A 24,733-nucleotide genomic window follows, 5' to 3' on the forward strand; every position below is an offset into this window, starting at 1 on the left:
ACGTGGCTGCCTGGCACAGGCAGCCACAGGGTCCGACCGCAGCGACGGGAGAAAGGTCGGAGCGCCAACGTCACGTCGACGAGCTGCAACCAGCGCAGCCGGTCGCCGTGCAGGGTCTCAGAGATTCTCGTAGCGGTTCATATCCAGCACCCCCGCCTCCAGCGGCTGGGTTTCACCAATTCGTTCGGACAGATCATGGAAATAGCGCCAGAACTCCGGATGGCTGCGACGCACGCCCCAGCGCTCGACGATGCGCTCGAAGGACGCACTGTCGGTCACGCCCTCCAGCTGTCCGACGAAGTCATCGATCTCGCCGGCTTTCAGTGTGAAGATAAAGTTCGGATAGCTGCTCAACACTTCCGGGTAGATGGTCAGGGTATCCAGACGCGGCTGGTAGCGCAGTTCCTCGCCCAACATGAAGGCGACATTACTGTGTGCGCGGTTACGCAGCACGCTATAGATTTCGCGTGAGCCGTCGTCCAGCTCCACCCGCAGCATCGTCGCTTCCGGAAGCCGATCGATCACCTGCAAACCGCCGGCAGGCCGACTGGTCAGGCGTGCCAGTGTCTGTTCGACATGCTGCAGCTCCTTGGAAATACCTTCCCGGTAGCAGCGTGCACCGCTACAGCGGTTGATGGGATCGGGGCGGGCATTGAGCTTGGCATGACGTGTCAGCAATTGCTCGGCGAACTGCTTCTTGGGGTCTTTGCCTGCAAGTTCGAGCGCACTGGCAGAGCGATGGTCGACCGACGTGTAGTCCAGCAGCATCTTCAGCTTGCCGCTGTTCTGATACCAGTCGTCCAGATAATCCTCTCGCGAGCCGGCAGGCAGCAGGCGCAGGAAATTGACCTCGGCGCCATTGCGAATCAGGTCGAAGTACAGGCGGGTCTGCGCCTGGTGCGACACATTGCCGAACACATCGAAGTTCACCACCAGTTGGTAGTAAGTGCGCTCCAACAGCGGGTAGTCCATCCACCAGATGGTCTGCGGAACTTCGCCAAGCAGGCCTTTGCGTACCGAGGCACTGTCATGCTGGCGGAAGATCGACAATAGCGCGTTGTCATTGCCACTCCATATGTGCGTCCAGCCCGCTGCTGGCGCACCCGCGTAGGCATCCTGACGCAGATCTTCGTATTCGTTACGTTTGTCGCGGTAATTGCGCCATAGCCCCAGCAGGTCGCCAATGTCGTCGAACTGGCCGGGCATGGCCAGCAGTGGCGTGGCCTCTCGCTGGTACTCGGCGTCGGTGACATACAGGTCATGCTCCGGGGCCTGGAACAGCGCCCAGAAGTTGTCGCGAATCACGTCGGTAGCAATCTGCCCGCGGCACACCGGGCCACGGATGAAAGTACGCACGAAGTATTCGGCGTTATCCAGCATGAACTGATAACGCGCACGCGCCGGAATCGCAGCGAAGGTCTCGAAGGGGTTGGCACGGCGTTGTGCGCCGTAGCCCGGGACCGCATCGAGCGTCCAATCATCACCAAAGAACAGATCTCTGACTCGCGCCAGCTTGTCATCACTCAGGGGATAGGTGATGTGCGTCTTGTGCACGATAACCCCCTGGATCGGCCACAGGCGGTAGTAGAACTCGGTACCCGGATCGTCATTGGGGCGGCGCGTGGCGATCGGGTCGATGGGCTTACCGCTGGGCGTGCGCGAACGCACCATCTGGAAGAAGTGCCTATTCTCGCCCTCTTCAAAGTACAGATGGGCCAGGAACAGGTGCTCGTACAACCAGCGCGAAACCAGATCCTGTCGGGCGCCTGGCGCATTGAGGAACCTCTCCCAGGCCTCGACCTGACGCAACTCCGCGGCGCTCGGCTCGGGCATTTGCTCAGTGACCGGAGCGCCCTGTTGCAGCCATTGTTCCAAGGTGGCGTACTCGGCGTCGCTTAGGCCGGTTACGGCGAACGGCATGCCGCCGTGAGGATTTTTCTCCGCGTAGGCGGCGAATTCGCCCGGCGCCGGGCAGGTGTTGCTGCGCGTGATGGCGATATCCAGGTTATCGGGTAACTTGGCATTGGGTTCCAACGGCTGAGCACGCCCCAACTCCAGCATGTTCTTGATCAGTGCGGCCTGGCCATTGGCCGGGTCGAGAACCGAGTGAAAGTCGCGCTTGCGCCACGCTGCTTCCCCTTGTGCATCCAGATAGAGACGCGTGGTCGGCTGTGCCTTGCTGCGCGTACCGTCGTAAACCGGTTGCTTACTGGCGCCCCGCAGAATGCCCTCGCCACTGCCCAGGTTGAGTTGGCAAGGCGCGTCATAACAGGTGTGGCAAGCCACGCACTTGTTGGTAAGAATGGGTTCAACGTCATCGACATAGGAAACCGACTCAGCGCGCGCCAGAGCGGCTGCACAAGAAAGGAACAACAGAACTACAGGCTTGAGCATGGCAACATCCTTGATGACGAAGGCGCGATTCTAACGATACGCTTGCCGCTGCAACATGAATCAAATTCATGAGAAACGCGTCAGCGCTCCAAAACCCTGCAGCTTTGTTATCATCGCGGACCTTTGTTTTCGCCTTGCTCAGGTAGTTCCCCATGTCAGATCGTAGCGCCCGCCTAAAAGCACTCCAGAATGCTCTGAAAGAACGCATCCTGATCCTCGATGGCGGCATGGGCACCATGATCCAGAGCTACAAACTGGAAGAGGCTGACTACCGTGGCGAGCGCTTCGCCGACTGGCCGAGCGACGTCAAGGGCAACAACGACCTGCTGCTGCTGACCCAGCCGCGCATCATCGCCGAGATCGAGAAGGCCTACCTCGACGCTGGCGCCGACATTCTCGAGACCAACACCTTCAACGCCACCCAGGTGTCGCAGGCCGATTACGGCATGGAGTCGCTGGTCTACGAGCTGAACGTCGCCGGCGCCCGCGTGGCCCGCGAGGTGTGTGACGCCAAGACCCTGGAAACCCCGGATCGCCCGCGCTTCGTCGCAGGCGTTTTGGGCCCGACCAGCCGCACCTGCTCGATCTCCCCGGACGTCAACGACCCCGGCTACCGCAACGTCACCTTCGACGAGCTGGTGGAGAACTACACCGAGGCCACCCGCGGCCTGATCGAGGGCGGCGCCGACCTGATCCTGATCGAAACCATCTTCGACACCTTGAACGCCAAGGCGGCGATCTTCGCCGTGCAGCAGGTGTTCGAGGAAGATAACGTCGAACTGCCGATCATGATCTCCGGCACCATCACCGACGCCTCCGGCCGTACCCTGTCCGGGCAGACCACCGAAGCCTTCTGGAACTCGGTGCGCCACGCCAAGCCGATCTCCATCGGCCTGAACTGCGCCCTCGGCGCCAAGGAGCTGCGTCCGTACCTGGCCGAGCTGGCCGCCAAGGCCGACACCCAGGTTTCCGCGCATCCCAACGCCGGCCTGCCCAACGCCTTCGGCGAGTACGACGAGACCCCGGAGCAGATGGCCGCAGTGGTCGAAGAGTTCGCCGCCAGCGGCCTGCTCAACATCATCGGCGGCTGCTGCGGTACCACTCCGCCGCACATCCAGGCCATCGCCGAGGCCGTGGCCAAGTACGCGCCGCGCGTGATCCCGGAAATCCCCAAGGCCTGCCGCCTGTCGGGCCTGGAGCCGTTCACCATCGACCGCAGCTCGCTGTTCGTCAACGTCGGTGAGCGCACCAACATCACCGGTTCGGCCAAGTTCGCCCGGCTGATCCGCGAGGAGAACTACACCGAAGCCCTGGAAGTCGCCCTGCAGCAGGTCGAGGCCGGCGCCCAGGTGATCGACATCAACATGGACGAAGGGATGCTCGACTCCCAGGCCGCCATGGTCCGCTTCCTCAACCTGATTGCCGGCGAGCCGGACATCTCCCGCGTACCGATCATGATCGACTCCTCCAAGTGGGATGTGATCGAAGCCGGCCTCAAGTGCATCCAGGGCAAGGGCATCGTCAACTCGATCTCGATGAAGGAAGGCGTCGAACAGTTCAAGCATCACGCCAAGCTGTGCAAGCGCTACGGCGCCGCCGTGGTGGTGATGGCCTTCGACGAGGTCGGCCAGGCCGACACCGCCGCACGCAAGAAGGAAATCTGCAAGCGCTCCTACGACATCCTGGTCAACGAAGTCGGCTTCGCCCCCGAAGACATCATCTTCGACCCGAACATCTTCGCCGTGGCCACCGGCATCGAGGAGCACAACAACTACGCGGTGGACTTCATCGAGGCCTGCGCCTACATCCGTGACGAGCTGCCCTACGCGCTCAGTTCCGGCGGCGTGTCCAACGTGTCGTTCTCCTTCCGTGGCAACAACCCGGTGCGCGAGGCGATCCACTCGGTCTTCCTCTACTACGCGATCAAGAACGGCCTGACCATGGGCATCGTCAACGCCGGCCAGCTGGAGATCTACGACGAGATCCCCAAAGAGCTGCGTGACGCCGTGGAAGACGTGGTGCTCAACCGCCACGAAGGCAGCACCGAGGCGCTGCTGGCCATCGCCGACAAGTTCAAGGGCGACGGCGCCGCCAAGGAAGTGGAAAACGAAGAGTGGCGTTCGCTGCCGGTGGCCAAGCGTTTGGAACACGCGCTGGTCAAGGGCATCACCGCCTTTATCGTCGAGGACACCGAAGAGTGCCGCCAGCAGTGCGCGCGCCCCATCGAAGTCATCGAAGGCCCGCTGATGAGCGGCATGAACGTGGTCGGCGACCTGTTCGGCTCGGGCAAGATGTTCCTGCCGCAGGTGGTCAAATCCGCCCGCGTGATGAAGCAGGCCGTGGCGCACCTGATCCCCTTCATCGAAGCGGAGAAAGGCGACAAGCCGGAAGCCAAGGGCAAGATCCTCATGGCCACGGTGAAAGGCGACGTGCACGACATCGGCAAGAACATCGTCGGCGTGGTGCTCGGCTGCAACGGCTATGACATCGTCGACCTGGGCGTGATGGTGCCGGCGGAGAAGATCCTGCAGACCGCCATCGCCGAGAAGTGCGACATCATCGGCCTGTCCGGCCTGATCACCCCGTCGCTGGACGAAATGGTCCACGTCGCCAAGGAAATGCAGCGCCAGGGCTTCCACCTGCCGCTGATGATCGGCGGCGCCACCACCTCCAAGGCGCACACCGCGGTGAAGATCGAGCCGCAGTACCAGAACGATGCCGTGGTCTACGTCACCGACGCCTCGCGCGCCGTCGGCGTAGCCACCCAGCTGCTGTCGAAGGAGCTGAAAGCCGACTTCGTGCAGAAGACCCGTGATGAATACGTGGTGGTGCGCGAGCGCACCTCGGCCCGCGCCTCGCGCACCGAGCGCCTGGGTTACGCCGATGCCATCGCCAACAAGCCGGCCTTCGACTGGGCCAGCTATGTAGCACCGAAGCCGAGCTTCACCGGCGCCCAGGTGCTGGACGACATCGACCTGGCGACCCTGGCCGAGTACATCGACTGGACGCCGTTCTTCATTTCCTGGGACCTGGCCGGCAAGTACCCGCGCATCCTCACCGACGAGATCGTCGGCGAAGCGGCCACCAGCCTGTTCAACGACGCCCAGGCGATGCTGAAGAAGCTGATCGACGAGAAGCTTATCAAGGCCCGCGCCGTGTTCGGTTTTTGGCCGGCCAACCAGGTCGCCCATGACGACATCGAAGTCTACGGCGACAGCGGCGAGAAGCTGGCCACCCTGCACCACCTGCGCCAGCAGACCATCAAGCCCGACGGCAAGCCCAACCTGTCGCTGGCCGACTTCGTCGCACCAAAGGAAAGCGGCAAGACCGATTACGTCGGTGGCTTCATCACCACCGCCGGCATCGGCGCCGAGGAAGTGGCCAAGGCCTATGAAGCGCAGGGCGACGACTACAACTCGATCATGGTCAAGGCCCTGGCCGACCGCCTGGCCGAAGCCTGCGCCGAGTGGCTGCACGAGCGGGTGCGCAAGGATTACTGGGGCTACGCCAAGGATGAGCAACTGGACAACGAGGCGCTGATCCGCGAGCAGTACAAGGGCATCCGCCCTGCCCCCGGCTATCCGGCCTGCCCCGATCACACCGAAAAGGCCACCCTGTTCAAGCTGCTCGATCCGGCGGCCGACTACAACAAGGCCGGCCGCAGCGGTGTGTTCCTTACCGAGCACTACGCCATGTTCCCGGCGGCAGCGGTTTCCGGTTGGTACTTCGCCCATCCGCAGGCGCAGTACTTCGCGGTCGGCAAGGTCGATCAGGATCAGGTCGAGCAGTACAGCAAACGCAAGGGCCAGGATATCAGCGTCAGCGAACGCTGGCTGATGCCGAATCTGGGGTACGACAGCTAATGAAAAGAGCCCGCGAATGCGGGCTCTTTTCATTCAATGAGCCGCATCGGCAGTCACGCCGGTCAGCGGTGGGTCACTCCAGCCAGCGAAAAAGCCGAACTACCAGCCGCACAGGACTCTCCAAGGTATACCGAGCCGAATGGCTCTAACCACGGAGCGACGACATGTACAAGCACAGCATTGCAGTACTGGCCGTAGCGGCTACGTTGACTGGCTGCTCGACCTTCGAGAATCCAGCCGACTATGTGACCTTCCGTAACGAGCCGCTGGTCAAGCAAGTCGACCACGGCATGACCCGGGACCAGGTGGAGGCCTTGGGCGGACCGCCTTCATCCGAAGTTCGCAACGATGTCACCGGAGGCACCTGCAACAACTACGTGCTCAACGTAGACGGGTTGGAACAGCCTTATTACGTGGACTTCGACGTCAACGGTCGGGTCGATGGCAAGGGCTTCATGAGCTGCGCGCAGCATGAGGATAACCAGCGGCGGCTCTGAATGAACGAGGCCCCGCTGGCGACGGCGGGGCTTAAAAGATCAGCATAAGCAGACCGATGACGACGATCAGGCCAATGAGAAAGATAATGCCGATGGTGCTACCAAGAAATTTCAGCATGCTGACTCTCCTTTTAGGGGTTCATCAGCTGTGACCGTGCCCCGCCTGATCGCGTTTAGTCTTTTTAACGGACGCGGCTCACATGGCAGGACATATACGGGTCAGGCGCCGGGACGGCGGACGATCTTGATGCTGTATTCCATCTGCGGCTTGCGCGTCATGCTCACCGCCCGTCGCGTGACGGTGTCCAGCGTGATGTTCCAGAACCCGCTGGAGGGGACGCGGATCTTCGCCGGAAACTTGATGAAGGCTCCGCCGTGGTAGCTGTGCCGGCCACGATTTCTGAACGCTCGGAAGTTGGCATCGTTCATCAGACGGATATTGCAGGGCTGCGAACACTGGATGACCACCAGATCGCCCTCTTCCAGATGCTCGCGTTGATGGATGAATTTCATCGCTATCGCTCGGTGGTGAAACGGGGGCGCAATAGTGCCGTAAGCGGCGCTTCATCGCCAGCAGCGCCGATGAGTCACTTGCGCACGACAGCAGCACTACCTAGCATGCGCGCCCATCACAGTACCTCGTCAATCCCATGAAAGCCCTGCTCGATCGCGTGCCCACGCTAATTGCCTGGATTCAGCGTTATCCCGGCCTCGTTGCCCTGTTCGGGTTCTGTTCCGGTGTCGCCAGCTTCGTCCTGGTGGACCGCCAGGCTCATCTGGCCAAGGTACTAGGCGTCGTACTGCTGCTCAGTTGGCTCTGGCTGATGATGGAAAGCCTGCTGCGTGAACGCATCGCCCGGCGTTTTGGCTTCGAGCTGCCGCTACCGTTGCTGCGTTATGCGACGCAGATGATCCATCAGGAAAGCCTGTTCTTCGTCCTGCCGTTCTTCTTCATTACCACCACCTGGAACAGTGGTCAGCTACTATTCAGCGGCTTGCTCGCCGTCGCGGCACTGGCGTCGATCACCGACCCCATCTATTACCGCTGGCTGGCGCCACGGCGCTGGCTGCTGCTGATTTTTCACAGCCTGGCGCTGTTTGCAGTGATGCTCACGGCGTTGCCGATCATCTTTCACCTCAGCACGCCCCAGAGTTATCTCATCGCCCTGCTGGTGGCCACGGTACTGGCATTGCCCAGTCTGCCGGGGCTGATCGGTTTTGCCGGCTGGCGGCGCATCGTCCTGTTGGCCGCATTACCCCTGGTTATGGCCGGTGCTGGCTGGATGGCACGAGTATGGGTACCGCCAGCGACCCTGTGGCTGACTGAAGTGGCGATCAGCGATCGCTTCGACGGCACGCAACGCACCCCGGGCGAGAGCCTGCAACGCATTACGGCCGACCAACTGCGCACCAACGGCATCTATGCCTACACCTCGATCAACGCGCCTCGCGGGCTGAACGAGCGCATTTATCACGTCTGGCAGCACGATGGCCGCGAGGTCGAACGCATCGCCCTGGACATCCACGGTGGTCGCAAGGAGGGTTATCGCGCCTGGACGCACAAGCTCAACTTCCCCAGCGCACCTGAAGGTCGCTGGCAGGTGCGGGTCGTCACCGAGGCCGGGCAGATGATCGGTGTGCTGCGCTTCGAAGTGGTCGCGCCAGCGAAGCCATGAACGGCTATCTGGCTGGCACTGCAGCGTGCGTGCGGCGCCAGGCTGAGGGCGACTGCCCAAACTCGTTGCGAAAAGCCTTGGAAAAGGCGGCGAGATCGGCGTAGCCCAGAACGTCGGCGAGTAGGGTCAGGGGCATGCTGGAGGCCTGCACATGCCAACTGGCGGTATCCATCTTCACCCGGTGTATCAGTTGTTTGAACTTCAGCCCCTCGGCTTGCAGCCGGCGCTGCAGCGCACGGGGATGCAAACGCAGCAGTTCAGCGATGTGCACGAGCGAGTGCTGCCGTACGCCGAGGGTTTGCACGATCAGACTGCGCACCTGCAACTCGAAGCTGTCTTGCAGACTATCAAGGTGGTCGCGCAGATAATCGTCCAGGCGCTGTTCATCGCCCCTGGCCATGGCCAGGACGGGACGCTGCAACACGTTGGCATCGTAGACCAGACAGTCGTATTCCTGATCGAAATGCACCTCGCAGCCCAGGTGACGCCTGTAGCAGGCAAGCGATGCGACGGGGCTGTGACTGAACGCGATCCGCAATGGATACAGATTTGCCCCGCCCATGGCACGTACCATTCGGGCACAGGCAGCTATCGCCATTTCGCGATATTGCTGGCCACCCTCCTCAGCGAAAAAATGCTCGATACGGCGCACCTGTACCTGGTCGTTGATGATCGACAGGCGCCAGTGCTCAGCCTTGTTATGCAAGGCCAAGTAGCGCTGCGCGGCGGCGAACGCGCCATGCAGATCGGCCTCACGCACCAGCAAGCGACCAAGCAGGCCAAGCATCTGTACGCCCTGATGCCCAGCCACGCGCAGCCCAAGATCAGGACAGTCCAGCTGCCGCGCCGCTTCGGAGAGCAGGCGAATCAGCTGCTCGATGCGGATCAGCCGGTCGCCGTCCGCCAGTGCCCTGCGGTCCAGGCCAACCGCCGCCAGCAGAGCATCCAGACTGCCGCCCAGCGCCGTGACCTCGGCGGGCAAGCCGGTCAAGGCTGCGCTGCGTACCTCGTAGCGAATGCTCATGGCCACTCCGTAAACGGGTTGCCTGAAGAAGATGCGCTGCTTGTCGTGTCATGACAAGTCGAAAGACTGCAAGCAGCTTAGTCTCGCCTCACAACAACAAAAAATACGAGGTGACCCGTGGCTCAGTACGACCTGATTGTGCAAAGCGGCCGCTACTTCGACGGTAGCGCAGCCCCCTCCTCCATTCGCAGCCTGGCCATCAAGGATGGCCGCGTCGCCCTGATCAGCGCCGAGCCGCTCGATGAGAGCCTGGCGGAGCGCGTCATAGACGCACGTGGCAAATGGATCACCCCCGGCTTCCTCGACACCCACACCCATTACGATGCCGAGCTGATCGTCGCCCCCAGCTTGTCCGAGTCGGTGCGTCACGGCGTGACCACGGTACTGGTCGGCAGTTGCTCGCTGAGCATGGTCTGCAGCCAGGCCGAGGATGCATCCGACATTTTTACCCGCGTTGAGACCGTACCACGCGAGAAGGTCTTGCCGATCCTGCAGGCACGCAAGACCTGGAACAGCCCACGGCAGTGGCGCGATTTCATCGACCAGCACCCCTTGGGGCCGAACCTGGTCAGCTTCCTCGGCCACAGCGACCTGCGCGTGGCGGTGATGGGCCTGCACCGCGCCACCGACCGTCATGTCGTGCCCAGCCAAGATGAACAGCAGCGCATGGAAGCGATACTCGAAGAGGCGCTGGATTGCGGCTTTCTCGGTCTTTCCACCATGTGCCTGAAATGGGACAAGATCGATGGCGACCGTGAGTGGTCGAAAAGCCTGCCCAGCACCTATGCACGCTGGCGTGAGATACGTCGCCTGAATCGCCTGCTGCGCCAGCGCGGCCGCGTACACCAGGGCGCACCGAACGCAGCGAACCCATTGCAGATCACCCAATACATCGGCGAAGCCATCGGTCTGCTGCGCAAGCCGCTGAAGACCACGCTGATCTCCCTGCTCGACCTCAAGGGCAACCGCAGTCTGGCGCTGCTTGCCCGCGTTTCCGCCTGGCTGACCAATCGTCTCGGCGGCGACTTCCGCTGGCAGCTGCTGCCTACGCCCTTCGCCATCTATGCCGACGGCATGGATATCGTGCTGTTCGAGGAATTCGGCGCGGGCGAGATGGCCCTGGACGTCAAGGATCAACTGGAACGCAACAACCTGCTGCAGGATGAGCAATACCGCCGCACCTTCCGCAAGTACTACGCCGACAAGCTGTCGCCACGGGTCTGGCAGCGCGACTTCGGCGATGCGGTGATTCTCGGCTGTCCGGACACCTCGCTGGTTGGCAGAAACTTCGCTGAAGTGGCCCGCGAGCGTGGCCTGCATGTGGTCGATCTGTTTCTCGACATGGTGGTGCAATACGGCCGTCAGTTGCGCTGGTTCACCGTGATCGGCAATCACCGCCGGGACAAACTGCGCGAGATGGTGCGCAGCCCCAATACGCTGATCACCTTCTCCGACGCCGGCGCGCACATTCGCAATATGGCCTTCTACAACCTGCCGCTGCGTTTTCTCAAACTGGTCAAGGACAGTCACGAAGAGGGCCAACCTGTAATGAGCCTGGAACAAGCCGTGCATCGGCTGACCGGCGAACAGGCCGACTGGCTGGGTATCGACGCCGGTTACATTCGCCTGGGCGACCGCGCCGACCTGGTGCTGCTCGACCCCGAGGGCCTACGGCAGAATCTGGAACAGGAGAACTGGGACGAGATGCAGGGCTTCGGCATCCCGCGCATGGTCTGCCGCAATCAGGGCTGCGTCAGCCATGTGCTGATCAACGGAAAACTGGCCGTGGATGCCGAATGCGTGAGCCCACTGCTGGGGCATGCGCCGGGCTATGGCCAGTTTCTCCCAGCCCGCTGAAACGCGCTACGCACGGGCGCGCCACGGTGGTAGCATGCGCGCCCCATGCAGCTCACCGAACTTTCTCGCCGTCTCGCCGACCTCGGCGCCAAGCCCCAGCATATCGGGCGCATCACCCGTGCCTGGCTGCAGGGCAAGGCGCTGGACACCGGGACCAAGCACCAGAAGACCGAAAACTTTCTTCCGCTGACAGTACGCGAAGGCTTGCCGGCGATCGCCGCGAGCCTCGAGCAACTGGCCAGGGTCAGCACCGAGCACCCCGGTGCAGACGGTTCGTCACGTCTGCTGGTGGAGCTGGCCGACCGGCAGATGGTCGAGAGCGTGCTGCTGCCGCGTGACGGTCTGTGCATCTCCAGCCAGGTGGGCTGCGCGGTGGGTTGCACCTTCTGCATGACCGGCAAGAGTGGCTTGCTGCGTCAGCTCAGCAGTGCCGAGATGGTCGCCCAGGTGGTGCTGGGCCGCCGTCGTCGCGCCGTGAAGAAAGTCGTATTCATGGGCATGGGCGAGCCCGCGCACAATCTCGATAACGTGCTCGAAGCCATCGATCTGCTCGGCACCGAGGGCGGTATCGGCCATCGCAATCTGGTGTTCTCCACGGTCGGAGACCCGCGTGTATTCGAACGCTTGCCCCAGCAGCGCGTGCGCCCTGCCCTGGCCCTGTCGCTGCACACAACCGATGCCGCACTGCGCCAGCGCTTGCTGCCGAAAGCACCGCGCATCGACCCGGAACAACTGATGGAGCTGGGCGAAGCCTACGCGCGCGCCATCGACTATCCGATCCAGTATCAGTGGACGCTGCTCAGGGGTATCAATGACAGTCAGGCAGAGCTCGATAACATCCTGCGTCTGTTCAAGGGCAAGTTCGCGGTGCTCAACCTGATCCCGTACAACAGCCTGGAAGACGACGAGTACCAGCGCCCTGACGGCGAGCGCATCGTCGAGATCGTCCGCTACCTCCACAGCCGCGGCGTGCTGACCAAGGTACGCAATTCGGCTGGTCAGGATGTCGATGGCGGCTGCGGCCAGCTACGTGCCCGAGCAGTGGACGTGATCAACACCAGCCGCCTGCATAAAAATCGCGCCTGAGGCTCAAGAGCGGCGGCTGCGCGCCGATAACGCGCTTGCAGAGAGACCACACGTCCAGCCGGCAATACAGCGGCACTGCAGTAGGTTTGCAATAAACCGCATTGCATGGATGCAGCCCCGTCGTTTTGGCGCTCAGGAGCCCATTCATGAAAATCGCCCACAAGGTCGGTATCGCTGCCGCTACCGTGCTGTTCCTTACTACCAGCCTGCTGTCGCTGTCCCAGGTCAGCCAGGTGCGTGACACCCTGCGCAGCCAGGCAGAATCCAGTATCACCGAGTCGAGCACTGCCCTGGCCGGTCAGATCGAGAACTGGCTCAACGCCAAGCTGCGCCTGATGGATCTGCTCGCAGAAACCATCAACAGCCAGTACAGCCCCGAGGCCACCCAACGAGTTCTCGACCTACCGTTGCTAAAGGACGAGTTCATCCTGGTGTTTGGCTCACTCGACGCGACAGGCCAGACGCTCAAGAACACTCCCAGCTGGAATCCGCCCGCCGACTACGATGGCCGCGTACGCCCGTGGTACGCGACCGGCAAAGCCGCCAACAAGGCGGTGCTGACCGAACCCTACGTCGACTCTACCACCGGCGAGACACTGATTTCGGCTGTGGCCAAGATCAGCGACAGTGGCAAATTTCTCGGCGTCTTCGGTGGCGACATCCGTCTCAACAGTGTCGCGCAGGCGATCAACACCCTGGACTTTGATGACGCTGGCTATGCCTTTCTGCTCAGCCGCTCGGGCAACATCATTTCCCACCCGCAGGCCGACTACAACGGCAAGCCGGTCAGTGAGCTGTTCGATGGCCAGAGTCCGGCGTTGAACAAACACCTGCAAGAGATCGAGGCCGGCGGCAAGAACCTGCTGGTGACCTTCACCCCGCTGCCGAACCTGCGGGGTATGGACTGGTACATCGGTGTGGTGCTCGACGAAAGCGTGGTAATGGCCGAGGCCAATCGCCTGACTTGGCTAGCCGTGGTCGGCACCGGAGTGGGTGTGGCCATCAGCCTGCTAGTGCTGGGCCTGCTGATGAACAGTCTGCTCAAGCCTCTCGGCCTGCTCAGCACCTCGCTGCGCGAGATCAACAGCGGCGAAGGCGACCTGACCCGTCGCCTGGCAATCACCAGCAATGATGAAATCGGCGAGTTGTCGCTGGAGTTCAACCGTTTCCTGCAAACCCTGCAGACGCTGATCGGCGACGTGATGGGCAGCTCGCACCAGGTACGTGAGAGCACCGCATTGACCTCGCACGAGTCGGAACAGGCCGCACGCCGCCTGCAGGAGCAGCTGCAGGAGCTCGACCAACTGGCCACCGCCATGCAGGAAATGGCCTCCACTGCCGAGGAAGTGGCGCGCAACGCTCAGGCAGCAGCACAGGCGGCCGTCGCGGCCAACGAGGAAACCGAAAGCGGTGTGCGCGTGGTCTCGCAGTCGAGTTCGGCGATTCGCCACCTGGCCGACGAGATGGACCAGACCAGCCACGCGATCAACGAGCTGGCCAAGCTCAGCCATAACATCGAATCGATCCTCCAGGTGATCACCAGCATCGCCGAGCAGACCAACCTGCTGGCCCTCAACGCTGCCATCGAGGCCGCGCGTGCCGGCGAGTCCGGTCGCGGCTTCGCCGTAGTCGCCGACGAGGTGCGCTCGCTGGCTTCGCGCACGCAGCAGGCGACCCAGGAGATTCGCCAGATGATCGACCAGTTGCAGGGCGGCGTGCGCCAGGCGGAAAGCCGCATGCAGCAGAGCCGCGATACGGCCAGCAAGACCGCCGAAGAAGCCGGCGCGGCCAACGACATGCTCGGCCGCATCCGCGAGGCGATCACCCGCATCAACGACATGAACCTGCAGATCGCCACCGCCGCCGAGGAGCAGAGCGCGACCACCGAGGAAATCAACCGCAACACCACCAACATCCGCGACATCAGTCATGAGCTGGCTGGCGGCGCCGAGCAGCAGGTGCGCCAATGCGCCTCGATGGTGGATCAGGTAGGTCAGCAGGATCGTCTGCTGGGGCGTTTCAAGGTCTGACGCCAACGAGCGCCGCAAACGCCGCGTGCCTGCCGGGGCTCGCGGCGTTTTGCTATTCAGCGCTGACCCGGTTCAGACGCCGCTTTTGACCTTGCTCCAGATGCGCGTGCGCACCCGGTCGATCTTCAAGGGCATAGCCTCCAGCGTGTACAGCTTGTCCATCACCGATTCCGGCGGGTACACGGTCGGGTCAGCCTTCAGGCCGGGCTCGACCAGCGCATTGGCCTTGGCGTTGCCATTGGCATACTTCACGTGATTGCTGATGGCCGCCATCACCTCCGGCTGCAGCAGGTAGTTCATGAAGGCGTAGGCGCCCTCCTCGTTACCGGCGTCGGCCGGCATCGCCACCATGTCGAACCAGATCGGCGCGCCCTCCTTGGGGATCTCATAACGGATCTTCACTCCGCTGCCTGCCTCGGCGGCTCGCGCACCGGCCTGCATGATGTCGCCGGAAAAACCGACGGCCATGCAGATTTCACCATTGGCCAGGTCACCGACGTACTTGGACGAGTGGAAATAACGCACGTTCTTGCGCATTTCCATCAGCAGCGCCTCGGCACGTTTGTAGTCGTCAGGGTTCTTGCTGTGATGGGGCAAGCCCAGATGATGCAGCGCGATAGGCAGCATCTCCGGACCGTTGTCCAGAATGGCAACGCCACACTGGCTGAGTTTGGCCAGCTTGCCGGGGTCGAACAGCACGTCCCAGCTGTCCATCGCCGCATCGTCGCCCAGCACCTCACGCACCTTGTCGACGTTGTAGCCAATGCCGGTGCTGCCCCACAGATAAGGGAAGCCATGCTCGTTGCCGGGGTCGTTCACCTCCAGTGCCTTCATCAGCACCGGATTGAGATTGCTCCAGTGAGGCAGCTTGCTGCGGTCCAGCTTCTTCAGCGCACCGCCCTGAATCTGCCGGGCCATGAAATGGTTGGACGGAAACACCACGTCATAGCCTGAACGCCCGGCCATCAGCTTGGCGTCCAGCGTCTCGTTGCTGTCGTAGACATCGTAGTGCGTCGCCAGGCCGCTGCTCTGCTCGAACTGCTTGAGCGTGTCCGGGGCGATGTAGTCAGTCCAGTTGTAGATGCGCACGCTGTCGGCAGCATGGGCGGTACCGGCCAGCAACAGGCACGGTAGAAGTTTCTTCAGCATGGGTTACCTCGTGAGTTGTTGTTCTAGGCAGTCACTGAAAAAAGCGCTCGATCAGAAGATCAGCACGTAGGTCTTGCGCACCGTTTCTTGTATGTCCCAGATACCCAGGGTGTTGGCCGGCATCATCAGTGCGTCACCTGCGGCGATTTCCATCGTCTCGCCGCCGTCCGGGGTGAAGGTGCAGCGCCCGGCGATGAAGTGGCAGAACTCCTGCTGCACGATCTGCCGGCGCCAACGTCCCGGCGTGCACTCCCAGACGCCGGTCTCGACGCCATCGCTGCGCTCGACGCTGGTAGTCGATGCCACTGCCACGGGCTCGCTCAGCGGCACGGCCACCGGGTTGGACGCCTCCAGGACGATGCTCTGGGTGTTACGAAAATGGGTAATGTTCATATGAGTTCCAGGTTGAAGGTCGGTGAGAGCCGCGCACTCGCTCAGCTCATCAGGCTTTCCAAGCGCCCCGCCACGGCTTGCGCCAGGCGCCGGCGCCAGGCCGGGCTGCGCGGGTTGGCGAGCACCTCGTCCTCGTGGACAAAGCTGCGGATGATCGCGTTGTAGCCCAGCCAGCGGCAGGGTTCGGGCTCCCAACGACTCAGGCGGGAAATCGGGCTGCCGGTCAGTACCCAGGGTTGGCGCAGCAGCTCGCTGTCATGCCCGAGAATCAGGTCGGCCAGGGTTCGCCCAGCCAGGTTGGTGGCCCCCACGCCCTCGCCGCCGTAGCCGCCGGACAGGGCGATCCGGTTGCGCGCATCGCGCAGCATGTGCGGCTGGAAGCGCCGCGCCATGCCAAGGTTGCCGCCCCATGAGTGGGTGAAGCGCACGTTGCGCAACTGCGGGAAGATCTCCCCCATCAGGTAGCGGCGCAGGTCCAGTTCGTCCTGGTTCAGGCTGAAGTCGCTGCGCAGGCGTCCACCAAAGCGATAGCCGCCACGCGCGCCAAAGATCAGCCGATCATCCAGGCTGCGCTGGCCATAAGTAACCTGCCGGCTGAACTCGCTGAACGCCTGTCCACGCTCCAGGCCGATTCCCGTCCATACATCCGCAGGCAGGGGCTCGGTGGCAACGATCAGGCTCTGTACCGGCAACTGGTGATTACCCAGCGGCGGCAGGGTCGCGGCATAACCCTCGATGGCCGGCACCACCCAGTCGGCCATGACGCGGCCCTGGGTAGTGCGCACCTCACCGGGCTGCCAGTCGATCACCGGGCTGCGTTCATACAGCTCGACGCCCATACCCACCACGCAGCGGGCCAGCCCGCGCACCAGCCTGGCGGGCTGAATGGTCGCGCAGTGCGGGCTGTACAGCGCGCCGTATGCATTGGCCATGCGCAACTGCTCACCCAGCTCGCTCGGCGCCAGCCAACGGTAGTCCTCCTCACCCAGCCCCAGAGCGCGCAGCTCGGCGAGATACTCGCGCAAGCGCACTTCTTGCTCCGGGTAACGTGCGGCGCAATAAAGTACCCCGCCCTTGCGCAGGTCGCAGTCGATGCCCTCGCGCTCGACTACCGCCGCCACTTCATCGGGAATGCCGTGCAACAGATCGAACGAGGCCTTGCGTTCGGCCGCGGGCAAGGTGGCCAGCATGCGATCCTCGCCAAGCAGGTTGCCCATCAACCAGCCACCGTTGCGCCCAGAGGCGCCGAAGCCTGCGGTCTCGGCCTCCAGGATAACCACGCGCAGCTGCGGCGCCTGACGCTTGAGGTAATAGGCCGTCCACAGCCCGGTGTAGCCCGCGCCGATGATCGCCACGTCTGCCTGCAGGTCCGCCTGCAAGGCGGCTCGCGCCTGCAGAGGCTCGTCGAGCTGATCCATCCACAGGCTGATGTTGCGCCAGGAATTCATCCTCGCCTCCGTCATCAATCGATGACGCAAGGCTAGAGGCGTCGATCAGTCGCTGTCTTGCGTGCGTGCCCGCGAGGAAATTTTCTTGAGATAGGCCTTTGGCGACAGCCCGGTATGCCGCTTGAAGCAGGTGTAGAACGCCGACAGCGAGTTGAAGCCGGCCGCGAAGGCCAGTTCATCGATGCGTTTGAGGTCGCTGCCGCCCTGTAGCCCATCAAGCAGGTATTGCAGGCGGGCGCGATTGACGTAGCGGTAGAAGCTTTCGCCTAGCACTTGGTTGAGCAGATGGGAAATCTGGTTGCGGCTGTAGCCTGTCGCGGCCGCTACCTGTTGCAGGTCCAGCTCGGGGTCGAGAAACGGCTGGTTGCGCTGAAAATAGTCCTGCAGGTCCTGCGCCAGTTGCCCGAGCTGACGAGTCGACAGGCCCAGGCGACTGATCGCGGGCCGCGAGGCGCCACCCTCACCCGCGCCGCGCGCCTCACGCACCAGGGTCGCGTATTCGTTGATACGCCAGATCAGGCCGTCGCGCACAGTGATGGCCTCACCGGTGCGGAATGACACCAGCCCTTCCCCACCCTGCAAGCTGGTGCAGTACTGAATGAACGCGGTATGGCCGTCGATACGGATGCGATCGACATGCTCCAGCAGCTCGCCCGGACGGCGCGGCAGGTTGTTTTCCACGTATTCACGCAGATCCGCCAGGCGCATGCAGCGTTGCTGATAGAAGTCGTTGTATTCGATGTCCGGGTGGTACAGAGCCATCACGGTTTCAAGGTCACGGTGCTTCCAGCTCAGGTGGTAGCGCAGGATGGTCTCGCGGGTGCGCTCGGTCTGCGCGGCATCGTCGGGGAAGAGGTTTTCAGGCATGGTCGGTATCGGTTGTCGGCGCCCTGTCAGATTGCCTGATTCGCTCGAGCCAGCCTAGGCCGGTGTGCCGATTCGCGGAGCGCAGACTATGCTTGCAACAGCAACGCAGAGGCTGACCATGAACGATCAGGAGAAAGACCCCGAACTAGCACCGCTGACGTTTCGGGAAATGCTGCAGAGCGTGCTGGCTGCCGCGCTCGGCGTGCAGAGCGGCAAGAACCGTAGCCGCGACTTCAGCCGCGGCAAGCCCAGCCACTTCATCTTGCTCGGCCTGATTTTCACCGCGTTATTCGTGGTCATCCTGCTCGGGGTGGTGAAGTTGATTCTGCACCTGGCGCTAGGCTGAGCAATTCAGCAAGCGTCAATCGAGCAGCCGTAACGCTGTCTGATCACTGGGTGGCGCCCGGATTACCGGGGCGCGATATCGATGACAAAACGCAACAGGCCGTCCCTCATTGAGTGACGGCCTTTGACTTGCCCTTCACTGCCCGCTGACCCAGAAAATCGCCGTACCGACCGCGATCAGGATCAGGCTGAAGATTGCCCAGGCGTCAATGACGCTGTCGCTATTCTCGACTTCGCTATGCTCGTTCATGGCTTCCCCTGTTCTTGTACTTGTGGGTGTCGCACACTGCATTTAAGACCAGCCCTGCCGTTCGCTCAAACCTTCTGGTTATGCTTTGCGTCTCTCTTATTCCCTAAACTCAGGTTTATATATTCAAACATCACTTTTACGCATAAACCTGAGCTGGTATCGTGCCCCGGCTCCTCGGGGAGTGCGCGGCCGTGCGCGCTGATTGGCAGTAAGCAGCCTGAAAACAGGACCCTTCATGTACGTATATGACCAGTACGATCAAAAGATCGTCGAGGATCGCGTCAAGCAGTTCCGCGATCAAACCCACCGCTATCTCGCAGGAGAGCTGAGCGGTGAGGAATTCCGCCCCCTGCGCCTGCAGAACGGTCTGTATATCCAGCGTTTCGCGCCCATGCTGCGCGTCGCCGTGCCTTATGGCCTGCTGTCGTCCGCTCAGGTTCGCGTGCTGGCGCGCATTGCCCGCGACTACGACAAGGGCTATGCCCACATCAGTACCCGTCAGAACGTGCAGTACAACTGGCCGGAACTGGAAGATGTACCGGAAATTCTTGCTGAGCTGGCCACCGTGCAGATGCACGCCATCCAGACCAGCGGTAACTGCATCCGCAACACCACCACCGACCAGTTCGCCGGCGTGGCCAAGGACGAGATCGTCGATCCGCGCCCCTGGTGCGAGATCATCCGTCAGTGGTCGACCTTCCACCCCGAGTTCAGCCACCTGCCGCGCAAGTTCAAGATCGCCGTCAACGGCGCCGTGAGCGACCGTGCCGCCATTGAGGTGCACGACATCGGCCTGGAAGCGGTGAAGAACGACGCCGGTGAGCTGGGCTTCCGCGTTTCCGTTGGCGGTGGCCTCGGCCGTACCCCGATCGTCGGCAGTTTCATCAACGAATTCCTGCCGTGGCAGCACCTGATCACTTATCTCGATGCCATCCTGCGCGTGTACAACCGCTATGGCCGTCGTGACAACAAGTACAAGGCACGCATCAAGATTCTGGTCAAAGCCCTGACCCCCGAAGTCTTCGCCGAGCGCGTCAACGCCGAGTGGACGCATCTGAAAGATGGCCCGATGACCCTGACCGACGCTGAAGTCGCGCGCGTTGCGGCGCACTTCATCGATCCGGCCTATCAGGCGCTGAACGACGAAGACGTCCTGCTCGCCCAGCAGGACACCGAGCACCCGGGCTTTGCCCGCTGGCGCGAGCGCAACACCTTCGCCCACAAGAAGCCTGGCTACGTCGCCGTGACCCTGTCGCTCAAGCCCACCGGCGTGGCGCCGGGTGACGTCACCGACAAGCAGCTCGACGCCATCGCCGATCTGGCCGACCGCTACTGCTTCGGTGAAGTGCGCAACAGCCACAACCAGAACATCATTCTCGCCGACGTCGAGCAGCGTCAGCTGTTCACCCTGTGGGGCGAGCTGCGCGAGCAAGGTTTCGCCACGCCGAACGTGGGCCTGCTGACCGACATCATTTGCTGCCCGGGCGGCGACTTCTGCTCGCTGGCCAACGCCAAATCGATTCCGGTGGCCGAAGCCATCCAACGTCGCTTCGATGATCTGGACTACCTGTTCGACATCGGCGATATCGACCTGAACATCTCCGGCTGCATGAACGCCTGCGGTCATCACCACGTCGGCCATATCGGCATTCTCGGCGTGGACAAGAAAGGCCAGGAGTTTTACCAGGTCTCGCTCGGCGGCAACGCCGGCCGTGATGCCAGCCTGGCGCAGATCCTCGGCCCGTCCTTCGCCCAGGACGACATGCCGGACGTGGTCGACAAGATCATCAAGGTCTACGTCGAGCAACGCACCGAAGAAGAAAGCTTCCTCGATACCTACCGCCGCATCGGTATCGACCCGTTCAAGGAGCGCGTCTATGCAGCGAATCATTAAGAACGATCAGGTCATCGACGAGACCTGGCACCTGCTGGCCAAGGACGTGACCCTGGACGCCATTCCCAACTGCGACGACGTCATCGTGCCGCTGGCGCTGTGGGTCGAGCATGGCCACGCCCTCAAGGCCCGCGACGGCGGCCTGGGCGTGTGGCTGGAAGCCGGCGAGGAAATCGAAGAGATAGCTGACGACCTGGCGCACTTTCAGGTCATCGCTCTGAACTTCCCCGCCTTCACCGACGGTCGTCACTCGTCCACCGCCTACCTGCTGCGCACCCGCTATGGCTATAAGGGCGAAGTGCGCGCCATCGGCGATGTGCTGCGTGACCAGCTGTTCGCCCTGCGCCGCGTCGGCTTCGATGCCTTCGCCCTGCGTGCCGACAAGGACCCGGTCGACGCGCTGAAGGCCTTCGAGGACTACAGCGAGGTCTACCAGGCCTCCGCCGACCAGCCACAGCCGCTGTTCCGCCGCCGCGCCTGATCGCCGCAGGCAGCACTGCAAACGCCCCGACTGGTTCGGGGCGTTTGCGTTTCTGGCCTACCGTTGGCGTAATCCGGTCGAACCGTCGCCAACCTGTGCAGTCGGACTCTATAAGCCCACCGCTTGAGGAGAGACCGCCATGAAGCACAATTGGGACCTTATCGAGCGCCTGCTGCACGAGGCGCAGAATTCTGCCGGCAAGCCCTTCGCCCCTCGCCGCTACGCCGAAGACCTGGCTGACGAACAGGACCAGGCTGGCGATCCGGTGAGCGATCTTGACCATCTGCGTGCCGAATCCACACGGTACGAGGCTCGTCTGCTGGAGAACGGCTTCATCGAACCGCGCCCGGAGAGCGAAGGTGGTAACGGGGAGAACTTCGTACTTACCGCTCGCGGCGCGCAGCTGCTGAGCATGCTCGACAGCAGCATTCCCGGAAGTGAGCGCCCGCGTGAGGTGCTTGACGAAGCCGGCGAAGCCGCGCTTACACCTGAAGTATTTGATCGGCTGGCGCCTAAGGCCAATCTCAGCGAAACAGCCAGCCAATGAATCTGCTGCTGATGCAAGAACGAAAACGCCGCCCCATTTCGTGAGGGCGGCGTTTTCGCAGGATTCGAAATCAGGCAAGGCGCCTGTCCCGAATCAGTCCTCGCGGTAGCGGCGCAGTTTCAGTGCCTTGCCAGCGACGCGGGTGTCCTTGAGTTTACCGAGCAGACGGTCGAGGCCCTCTTCCGGCAACTCGACCAGGCTGAAGGTTTCACGGATCTGGATGCGGCCGATGGCTTCACGGGCCAGGCCACCTTCGTTGAGGATGGCGCCGAGCAGGTTCTTGGCAGCGATGCCGTCACGATTGCCCAAGGCGGTACGGCAGCGCACGCGACCTTCGGCCAGCGGCATCGGTGCACGACGCTCGCGGTATTCGCCACGCTCGCCACCGCGATCACCACGGTCGTTGTCACGCTCGCGACGTTCACGCGGTGCGCCCACACCCGGCACCAGCGGCTGCTCGCGCTCGACGCTGGCCAGATCCAGTGCCTGACCGTTGGTGGCTTTCTTCAACAGCGCTGCGGCCAACGCGCGCGGGCTACAGCCAATATCGGCGGTCAGACGGTCGAGCAGGTCGCCATGGCTGGCTTCGGCATCGGCCACCAGCGGCGCCAGGCTGGCAGTCAGCTTCTTGATGCGCGCATCGAGCACCTGCTGCGGGTTAGGCAGCTTGACCTCGCCAACCTTCTGCCCGGTCACACGTTCGATCACCTGCAGCATGCGACGCTCACGCGGAGTCACCAGCAGCAGCGCACGGCCTTCGCGACCAGCACGGCCGGTACGGCCGATACGGTGCACGTAGGATTCCGGGTCGTACGGCATATCGACGTTGAATACGTGGGTGATGCGCGGTACGTCGATACCACGGGCGGCCACGTCGGTGGCGACGACGATGTCCAGGCGGCCATCCTTGAGCGAGTCGATCACGCGCTCACGTTGCGCCTGGGCGATGTCGCCGTTCAGTGCAGCGGCCTTGAAGCCCTTGGCTTCCAGCGCGGCAGCCAGGTCCAGGGTGGCCTGCTTGGTACGCACGAAAGCGATCAGTGCGTCGAATTCTTCGACTTCCAGCAGGCGCAGCACGGCGTTGGTCTTCTGATCGGCGTGGATCATCAGGTGCGCCTGCTCGATGCGCGAGACGGTTTGGGTCTTGGCCGCGATCTTGATGTGCTGCGGCTCGCGCAGATGCTTCTCGGCGATGGCGCGGATCGAGTGCGGCAGCGTGGCGGAGAACAGCACGCTCTGGCGGCTTTCCGGCATGGCTTCGAAGATGATCTCCAGATCATCCATGAAACCCAGCTTGAGCATTTCGTCGGCTTCGTCGAGCACCAGGTGCTGAATGGTGGACAGCACCTTCTCGTCACGGCGCAGGTGGTCGACCAGACGGCCCGGAGTGGCGACGATGATCTGCGCGCCCTGGCGAATGGCCTTGAGCTGCGGGCCCATCGGCGCGCCACCGTAGACGGCGACGACGTTCACGCCCGGCATCTGCTTGGAGTAGGTTTCGAAGGCGGTGGCCACCTGCAGGGCCAGCTCGCGGGTTGGCGCCAGAATCAGCACCTGCGGCTCACGCTTGCTCGGGTCGACTTTCGACAACAGCGGCAGTGCGAAGGCGGCGGTTTTACCGGTACCGGTTTGCGCCTGGCCGATCATGTCGTGGCCGGCGAGGATTACCGGAATGGCCTGCGCCTGGATCGGCGACGGCTCTTCGTAACCTACGGCGGTCAGAGCGGCGAGAATATTGGGGTGAAGGCCGAGCGCGGCGAAGCCGCCGGTTTCCTGGGTCATGGGTCTGCCTCAAGTGCATCCGCAAAGACCCATGTTCCAAAGCTGCGCATGCCGTGCAAGACCTTGTGGGTCACCCTGGCAGCCTGGTTCGGCGGGGATTTGCGAAAACGTGATGAAAGTGAATCGTCAAGGATAGTCCGCAGCGGGACCGGCTGCCGGAGTCGGGCTCCGGGCGAATTGCACTACCTGAACGTGGCCGGAAAATTGGCCGGCGCGCACTATACCGGAAATTCCTGACCCGGGTGCTGGTTTTTGCGGTTTTTCAGGCGACGAACCGCTTAACGGTGCATCAGGTGGCCGGGCGCATCGCCTCGATCAACGGTTGCAGCGAATAGCCCAGGCGCGGCGCCAGCTCACCCGCTCGCGCCTGCAGGCGGCCCATGTTCAGGCGCTGATCAAGATCGGCGGGGATCAGCAGCACCACATTGCCCTCCTTCACCGGGCATTCCCAGTAATGCCGATGGTAGAGGCCGCGCAACAGCGCTGCACCAAGAGGTTTGCCATCGTTGCTGGCCCACTGGTTGATGATCAGCCAGCCGCCGGGGTTGAGTTTGGCCTGGCACTGCTCGAGAAAACGCCAGGCCAGGTGACCGACACCTGGCCCCTGGTCGGTATAGAGGTCGAGGAAGATCAGATCGGCGGTTTCCGCACTGGCAAGCAGCTCGGTGGCGTCGCCGATGCGAATGGTCAGGCGCGGGTCGTCGTCCAGGCCGAGAAACTCCATGGCCAGGCGCGGCACATCAGGGCGCAGCTCGATGGCTTCGACATCTTCCAGCGGCAGGAACTTGAGGCAGGCCTGAGTCAGGTTGCCGGCGCCCAGACCGAGGAACAACGCGGTCTCCGGTGCGTCGTGGCACAGCGCGCCGAGCAGCATGGCGCGGGTGTAGTCGTACTCCAGCCAACTGGGATCGCCAACGAATACACAACTCTGTTCGATCGCGTCGCCAAACTCGAGAAAACGATAGGCGCCAATCTGCACCACGCGAATCACACCGAAGGCGTCGCGCACTTCGGTCAGCAGCACCTCGTCCTGCAACTGCAATTCTTCGCTCGGCGGCAATCCCGGCATGGCTCCCTCTCCAACAGTGACATCCCGTACCACAAGAGGCGGGCTAAAGGCGCCAATTGTCATTGAAGCAGGCGCCCCAGG

General features: G+C 62.6%; 20 protein-coding genes and 1 pseudogene. 11 read left to right on the forward strand and 10 right to left on the reverse strand.

Annotated elements, in window-relative coordinates; all coding sequences use genetic code 11:
• Positions 1–117: 117 nt before the first annotated feature.
• Positions 118–2,394 (reverse strand): fatty acid cis/trans isomerase, encoded by a 2,277-nt coding sequence (locus ACJRW5_RS13040; RefSeq protein ID WP_484570940.1) that lies wholly within the window; start codon positions 2,392–2,394, stop codon positions 118–120.
• 152 nt (positions 2,395–2,546) lie between these two features.
• On the opposite strand from ACJRW5_RS13040, the gene metH reads away from it, so the two are divergent.
• Both metH and osmE read left to right on the forward strand, forming a co-directional pair.
• The gene (metH, locus tag ACJRW5_RS13045; protein WP_484570941.1) at positions 2,547–6,257 is read left to right on the forward strand and encodes a methionine synthase; all 3,711 of its coding nucleotides are present in this window, start codon (positions 2,547–2,549) and stop codon (positions 6,255–6,257) included.
• 164 nt (positions 6,258–6,421) lie between these two features.
• Positions 6,422–6,754 (forward strand): osmotically-inducible lipoprotein OsmE, encoded by a 333-nt coding sequence (gene osmE, locus ACJRW5_RS13050; protein ID WP_484570942.1) that lies wholly within the window; start codon positions 6,422–6,424, stop codon positions 6,752–6,754.
• Between the two features lie 31 nt (positions 6,755–6,785).
• Here the strand turns inward: osmE and ACJRW5_RS13055 are convergent, their stop codons facing one another.
• Positions 6,786–6,872 (reverse strand): small membrane protein YohP, encoded by an 87-nt coding sequence (locus ACJRW5_RS13055; RefSeq protein WP_484571149.1) that lies wholly within the window; start codon positions 6,870–6,872, stop codon positions 6,786–6,788.
• A gap of 101 nt (positions 6,873–6,973) precedes the next feature.
• Positions 6,974–7,267, reverse strand: a complete 294-nt coding sequence (locus ACJRW5_RS13060) for a DUF1883 domain-containing protein (RefSeq protein ID WP_003246948.1) — start codon at positions 7,265–7,267, stop codon at positions 6,974–6,976.
• A 137-nt stretch (positions 7,268–7,404) separates the two neighbouring features.
• On the opposite strand from ACJRW5_RS13060, the gene ACJRW5_RS13065 reads away from it, so the two are divergent.
• Positions 7,405–8,430: a DUF5924 family protein gene (locus tag ACJRW5_RS13065; protein WP_484570943.1), complete on the forward strand. Its 1,026-nt coding sequence runs from the start codon at positions 7,405–7,407 to the stop codon at positions 8,428–8,430.
• 4 nt (positions 8,431–8,434) lie between these two features.
• Here the strand turns inward: ACJRW5_RS13065 and ACJRW5_RS13070 are convergent, their stop codons facing one another.
• Positions 8,435–9,454: an AraC family transcriptional regulator gene (locus ACJRW5_RS13070; RefSeq protein ID WP_484570944.1), complete on the reverse strand. Its 1,020-nt coding sequence runs from the start codon at positions 9,452–9,454 to the stop codon at positions 8,435–8,437.
• 117 nt (positions 9,455–9,571) lie between these two features.
• Here ACJRW5_RS13070 and ACJRW5_RS13075 point away from each other — a divergent pair, with 117 nt between their 5' ends.
• The 4 genes and pseudogenes from ACJRW5_RS13075 to ACJRW5_RS13090 all read left to right on the forward strand — a co-directional run bounded on the left by ACJRW5_RS13075 (position 9,572) and on the right by ACJRW5_RS13090 (position 14,427).
• Positions 9,572–11,311 (forward strand): N-acyl-D-amino-acid deacylase family protein, encoded by a 1,740-nt coding sequence (locus ACJRW5_RS13075; protein ID WP_484570945.1) that lies wholly within the window; start codon positions 9,572–9,574, stop codon positions 11,309–11,311.
• Between the two features lie 45 nt (positions 11,312–11,356).
• Entirely contained in the window at positions 11,357–12,397 is a 1,041-nt protein-coding gene (locus ACJRW5_RS13080; RefSeq protein ID WP_484570946.1) for an RNA methyltransferase, read from the forward strand.
• 146 nt (positions 12,398–12,543) lie between these two features.
• Positions 12,544–13,569 (forward strand): annotated as a pseudogene (locus tag ACJRW5_RS13085) (HAMP domain-containing protein); the annotation flags it as partial.
• A 30-nt stretch (positions 13,570–13,599) separates the two neighbouring features.
• Positions 13,600–14,427: a methyl-accepting chemotaxis protein gene (locus ACJRW5_RS13090; RefSeq protein WP_484571150.1), complete on the forward strand. Its 828-nt coding sequence runs from the start codon at positions 13,600–13,602 to the stop codon at positions 14,425–14,427.
• 72 nt (positions 14,428–14,499) lie between these two features.
• On the opposite strand, the gene ACJRW5_RS13095 is transcribed toward ACJRW5_RS13090, so the two are convergent.
• Genes ACJRW5_RS13095 through ACJRW5_RS13110 form a run of 4 tightly spaced genes read right to left on the reverse strand, consistent with a single transcriptional unit; the run spans position 14,500 to position 18,284 of the window.
• Positions 14,500–15,576, reverse strand: coding sequence for a polyamine ABC transporter substrate-binding protein (locus ACJRW5_RS13095; protein ID WP_484570947.1), 1,077 nt, complete (start codon positions 15,574–15,576; stop codon positions 14,500–14,502).
• Between the two features lie 51 nt (positions 15,577–15,627).
• A complete protein-coding gene (locus tag ACJRW5_RS13100; protein ID WP_484570948.1) occupies positions 15,628–15,969 on the reverse strand; it encodes a cupin domain-containing protein in 342 nt (113 codons plus the stop codon).
• Positions 15,970–16,010: 41 nt separating this feature from the next.
• The gene (locus ACJRW5_RS13105; protein ID WP_484570949.1) at positions 16,011–17,417 is read right to left on the reverse strand and encodes an NAD(P)/FAD-dependent oxidoreductase; all 1,407 of its coding nucleotides are present in this window, start codon (positions 17,415–17,417) and stop codon (positions 16,011–16,013) included.
• Positions 17,418–17,462: 45 nt separating this feature from the next.
• On the reverse strand, positions 17,463–18,284 hold the full coding sequence (locus ACJRW5_RS13110; RefSeq protein WP_484570950.1) for a helix-turn-helix domain-containing protein: 822 nt from the start codon (positions 18,282–18,284) through the stop codon (positions 17,463–17,465).
• 118 nt (positions 18,285–18,402) lie between these two features.
• Between ACJRW5_RS13110 and ACJRW5_RS13115 the strand changes: the two genes are divergently transcribed.
• The 4 genes from ACJRW5_RS13115 to ACJRW5_RS13130 all read left to right on the forward strand — a co-directional run bounded on the left by ACJRW5_RS13115 (position 18,403) and on the right by ACJRW5_RS13130 (position 21,801).
• Positions 18,403–18,630 (forward strand): DUF2970 domain-containing protein, encoded by a 228-nt coding sequence (locus ACJRW5_RS13115; RefSeq protein WP_484570951.1) that lies wholly within the window; start codon positions 18,403–18,405, stop codon positions 18,628–18,630.
• Positions 18,631–19,114: 484 nt separating this feature from the next.
• Positions 19,115–20,773: a nitrite/sulfite reductase gene (locus ACJRW5_RS13120; RefSeq protein ID WP_484570952.1), complete on the forward strand. Its 1,659-nt coding sequence runs from the start codon at positions 19,115–19,117 to the stop codon at positions 20,771–20,773.
• The gene (locus ACJRW5_RS13125; protein WP_484570953.1) at positions 20,757–21,254 is read left to right on the forward strand and encodes a DUF934 domain-containing protein; all 498 of its coding nucleotides are present in this window, start codon (positions 20,757–20,759) and stop codon (positions 21,252–21,254) included. The genes ACJRW5_RS13120 and ACJRW5_RS13125 overlap by 17 nt, the downstream gene beginning before the upstream one ends.
• A 139-nt stretch (positions 21,255–21,393) precedes the next feature.
• On the forward strand, positions 21,394–21,801 hold the full coding sequence (locus tag ACJRW5_RS13130) for a transcriptional regulator (RefSeq protein ID WP_484570954.1): 408 nt from the start codon (positions 21,394–21,396) through the stop codon (positions 21,799–21,801).
• A gap of 93 nt (positions 21,802–21,894) precedes the next feature.
• Here the strand turns inward: ACJRW5_RS13130 and ACJRW5_RS13135 are convergent, their stop codons facing one another.
• Positions 21,895–23,583 carry a DEAD/DEAH box helicase gene (locus tag ACJRW5_RS13135; RefSeq protein ID WP_484570955.1) on the reverse strand — a complete coding sequence of 563 codons (1,689 nt, stop codon included), beginning with the start codon at positions 23,581–23,583 and terminating at the stop codon, positions 21,895–21,897.
• A gap of 289 nt (positions 23,584–23,872) precedes the next feature.
• Complete coding sequence (locus ACJRW5_RS13140) at positions 23,873–24,652, reverse strand: spermidine synthase (protein ID WP_484570956.1); 780 nt, start codon at positions 24,650–24,652, stop codon at positions 23,873–23,875.
• Positions 24,653–24,733 lie beyond the last annotated feature (81 nt).

It is taken from the genome of Pseudomonas pichavaramensis, assembly GCF_050473265.1.
GTDB lineage: Bacteria > Pseudomonadota > Gammaproteobacteria > Pseudomonadales > Pseudomonadaceae > Aquipseudomonas.

Excerpts from the sequence above, each read along its gene's own strand:
- ACJRW5_RS13130 (WP_484570954.1), top strand. The coding sequence starts at position 21,394 with ATGAAGCACAATTGGGACCTTATCGAGCGCCTGCTGCACGAGGCGCAG.
- ACJRW5_RS13060 (WP_003246948.1), bottom strand. The coding sequence starts at position 7,267 with ATGAAATTCATCCATCAACGCGAGCATCTGGAAGAGGGCGATCTGGTG.
- ACJRW5_RS13065 (WP_484570943.1), top strand. The coding sequence starts at position 7,405 with ATGAAAGCCCTGCTCGATCGCGTGCCCACGCTAATTGCCTGGATTCAG.
- ACJRW5_RS13055 (WP_484571149.1), bottom strand. The coding sequence starts at position 6,872 with ATGCTGAAATTTCTTGGTAGCACCATCGGCATTATCTTTCTCATTGGC.
- metH (WP_484570941.1), top strand. The coding sequence starts at position 2,547 with ATGTCAGATCGTAGCGCCCGCCTAAAAGCACTCCAGAATGCTCTGAAA.
- ACJRW5_RS13110 (WP_484570950.1), bottom strand. The coding sequence starts at position 18,284 with ATGCCTGAAAACCTCTTCCCCGACGATGCCGCGCAGACCGAGCGCACC.
- ACJRW5_RS13135 (WP_484570955.1), bottom strand. The coding sequence starts at position 23,583 with ATGACCCAGGAAACCGGCGGCTTCGCCGCGCTCGGCCTTCACCCCAAT.
- ACJRW5_RS13080 (WP_484570946.1), top strand. The coding sequence starts at position 11,357 with ATGCAGCTCACCGAACTTTCTCGCCGTCTCGCCGACCTCGGCGCCAAG.
- ACJRW5_RS13125 (WP_484570953.1), top strand. The coding sequence starts at position 20,757 with ATGCAGCGAATCATTAAGAACGATCAGGTCATCGACGAGACCTGGCAC.
- ACJRW5_RS13140 (WP_484570956.1), bottom strand. The coding sequence starts at position 24,652 with ATGCCGGGATTGCCGCCGAGCGAAGAATTGCAGTTGCAGGACGAGGTG.
- ACJRW5_RS13120 (WP_484570952.1), top strand. The coding sequence starts at position 19,115 with ATGTACGTATATGACCAGTACGATCAAAAGATCGTCGAGGATCGCGTC.
- ACJRW5_RS13095 (WP_484570947.1), bottom strand. The coding sequence starts at position 15,576 with ATGCTGAAGAAACTTCTACCGTGCCTGTTGCTGGCCGGTACCGCCCAT.
- ACJRW5_RS13115 (WP_484570951.1), top strand. The coding sequence starts at position 18,403 with ATGAACGATCAGGAGAAAGACCCCGAACTAGCACCGCTGACGTTTCGG.
- osmE (WP_484570942.1), top strand. The coding sequence starts at position 6,422 with ATGTACAAGCACAGCATTGCAGTACTGGCCGTAGCGGCTACGTTGACT.
- ACJRW5_RS13040 (WP_484570940.1), bottom strand. The coding sequence starts at position 2,394 with ATGCTCAAGCCTGTAGTTCTGTTGTTCCTTTCTTGTGCAGCCGCTCTG.
- ACJRW5_RS13070 (WP_484570944.1), bottom strand. The coding sequence starts at position 9,454 with ATGAGCATTCGCTACGAGGTACGCAGCGCAGCCTTGACCGGCTTGCCC.
- ACJRW5_RS13100 (WP_484570948.1), bottom strand. The coding sequence starts at position 15,969 with ATGAACATTACCCATTTTCGTAACACCCAGAGCATCGTCCTGGAGGCG.
- ACJRW5_RS13090 (WP_484571150.1), top strand. The coding sequence starts at position 13,600 with ATGGGCAGCTCGCACCAGGTACGTGAGAGCACCGCATTGACCTCGCAC.
- ACJRW5_RS13105 (WP_484570949.1), bottom strand. The coding sequence starts at position 17,417 with ATGAATTCCTGGCGCAACATCAGCCTGTGGATGGATCAGCTCGACGAG.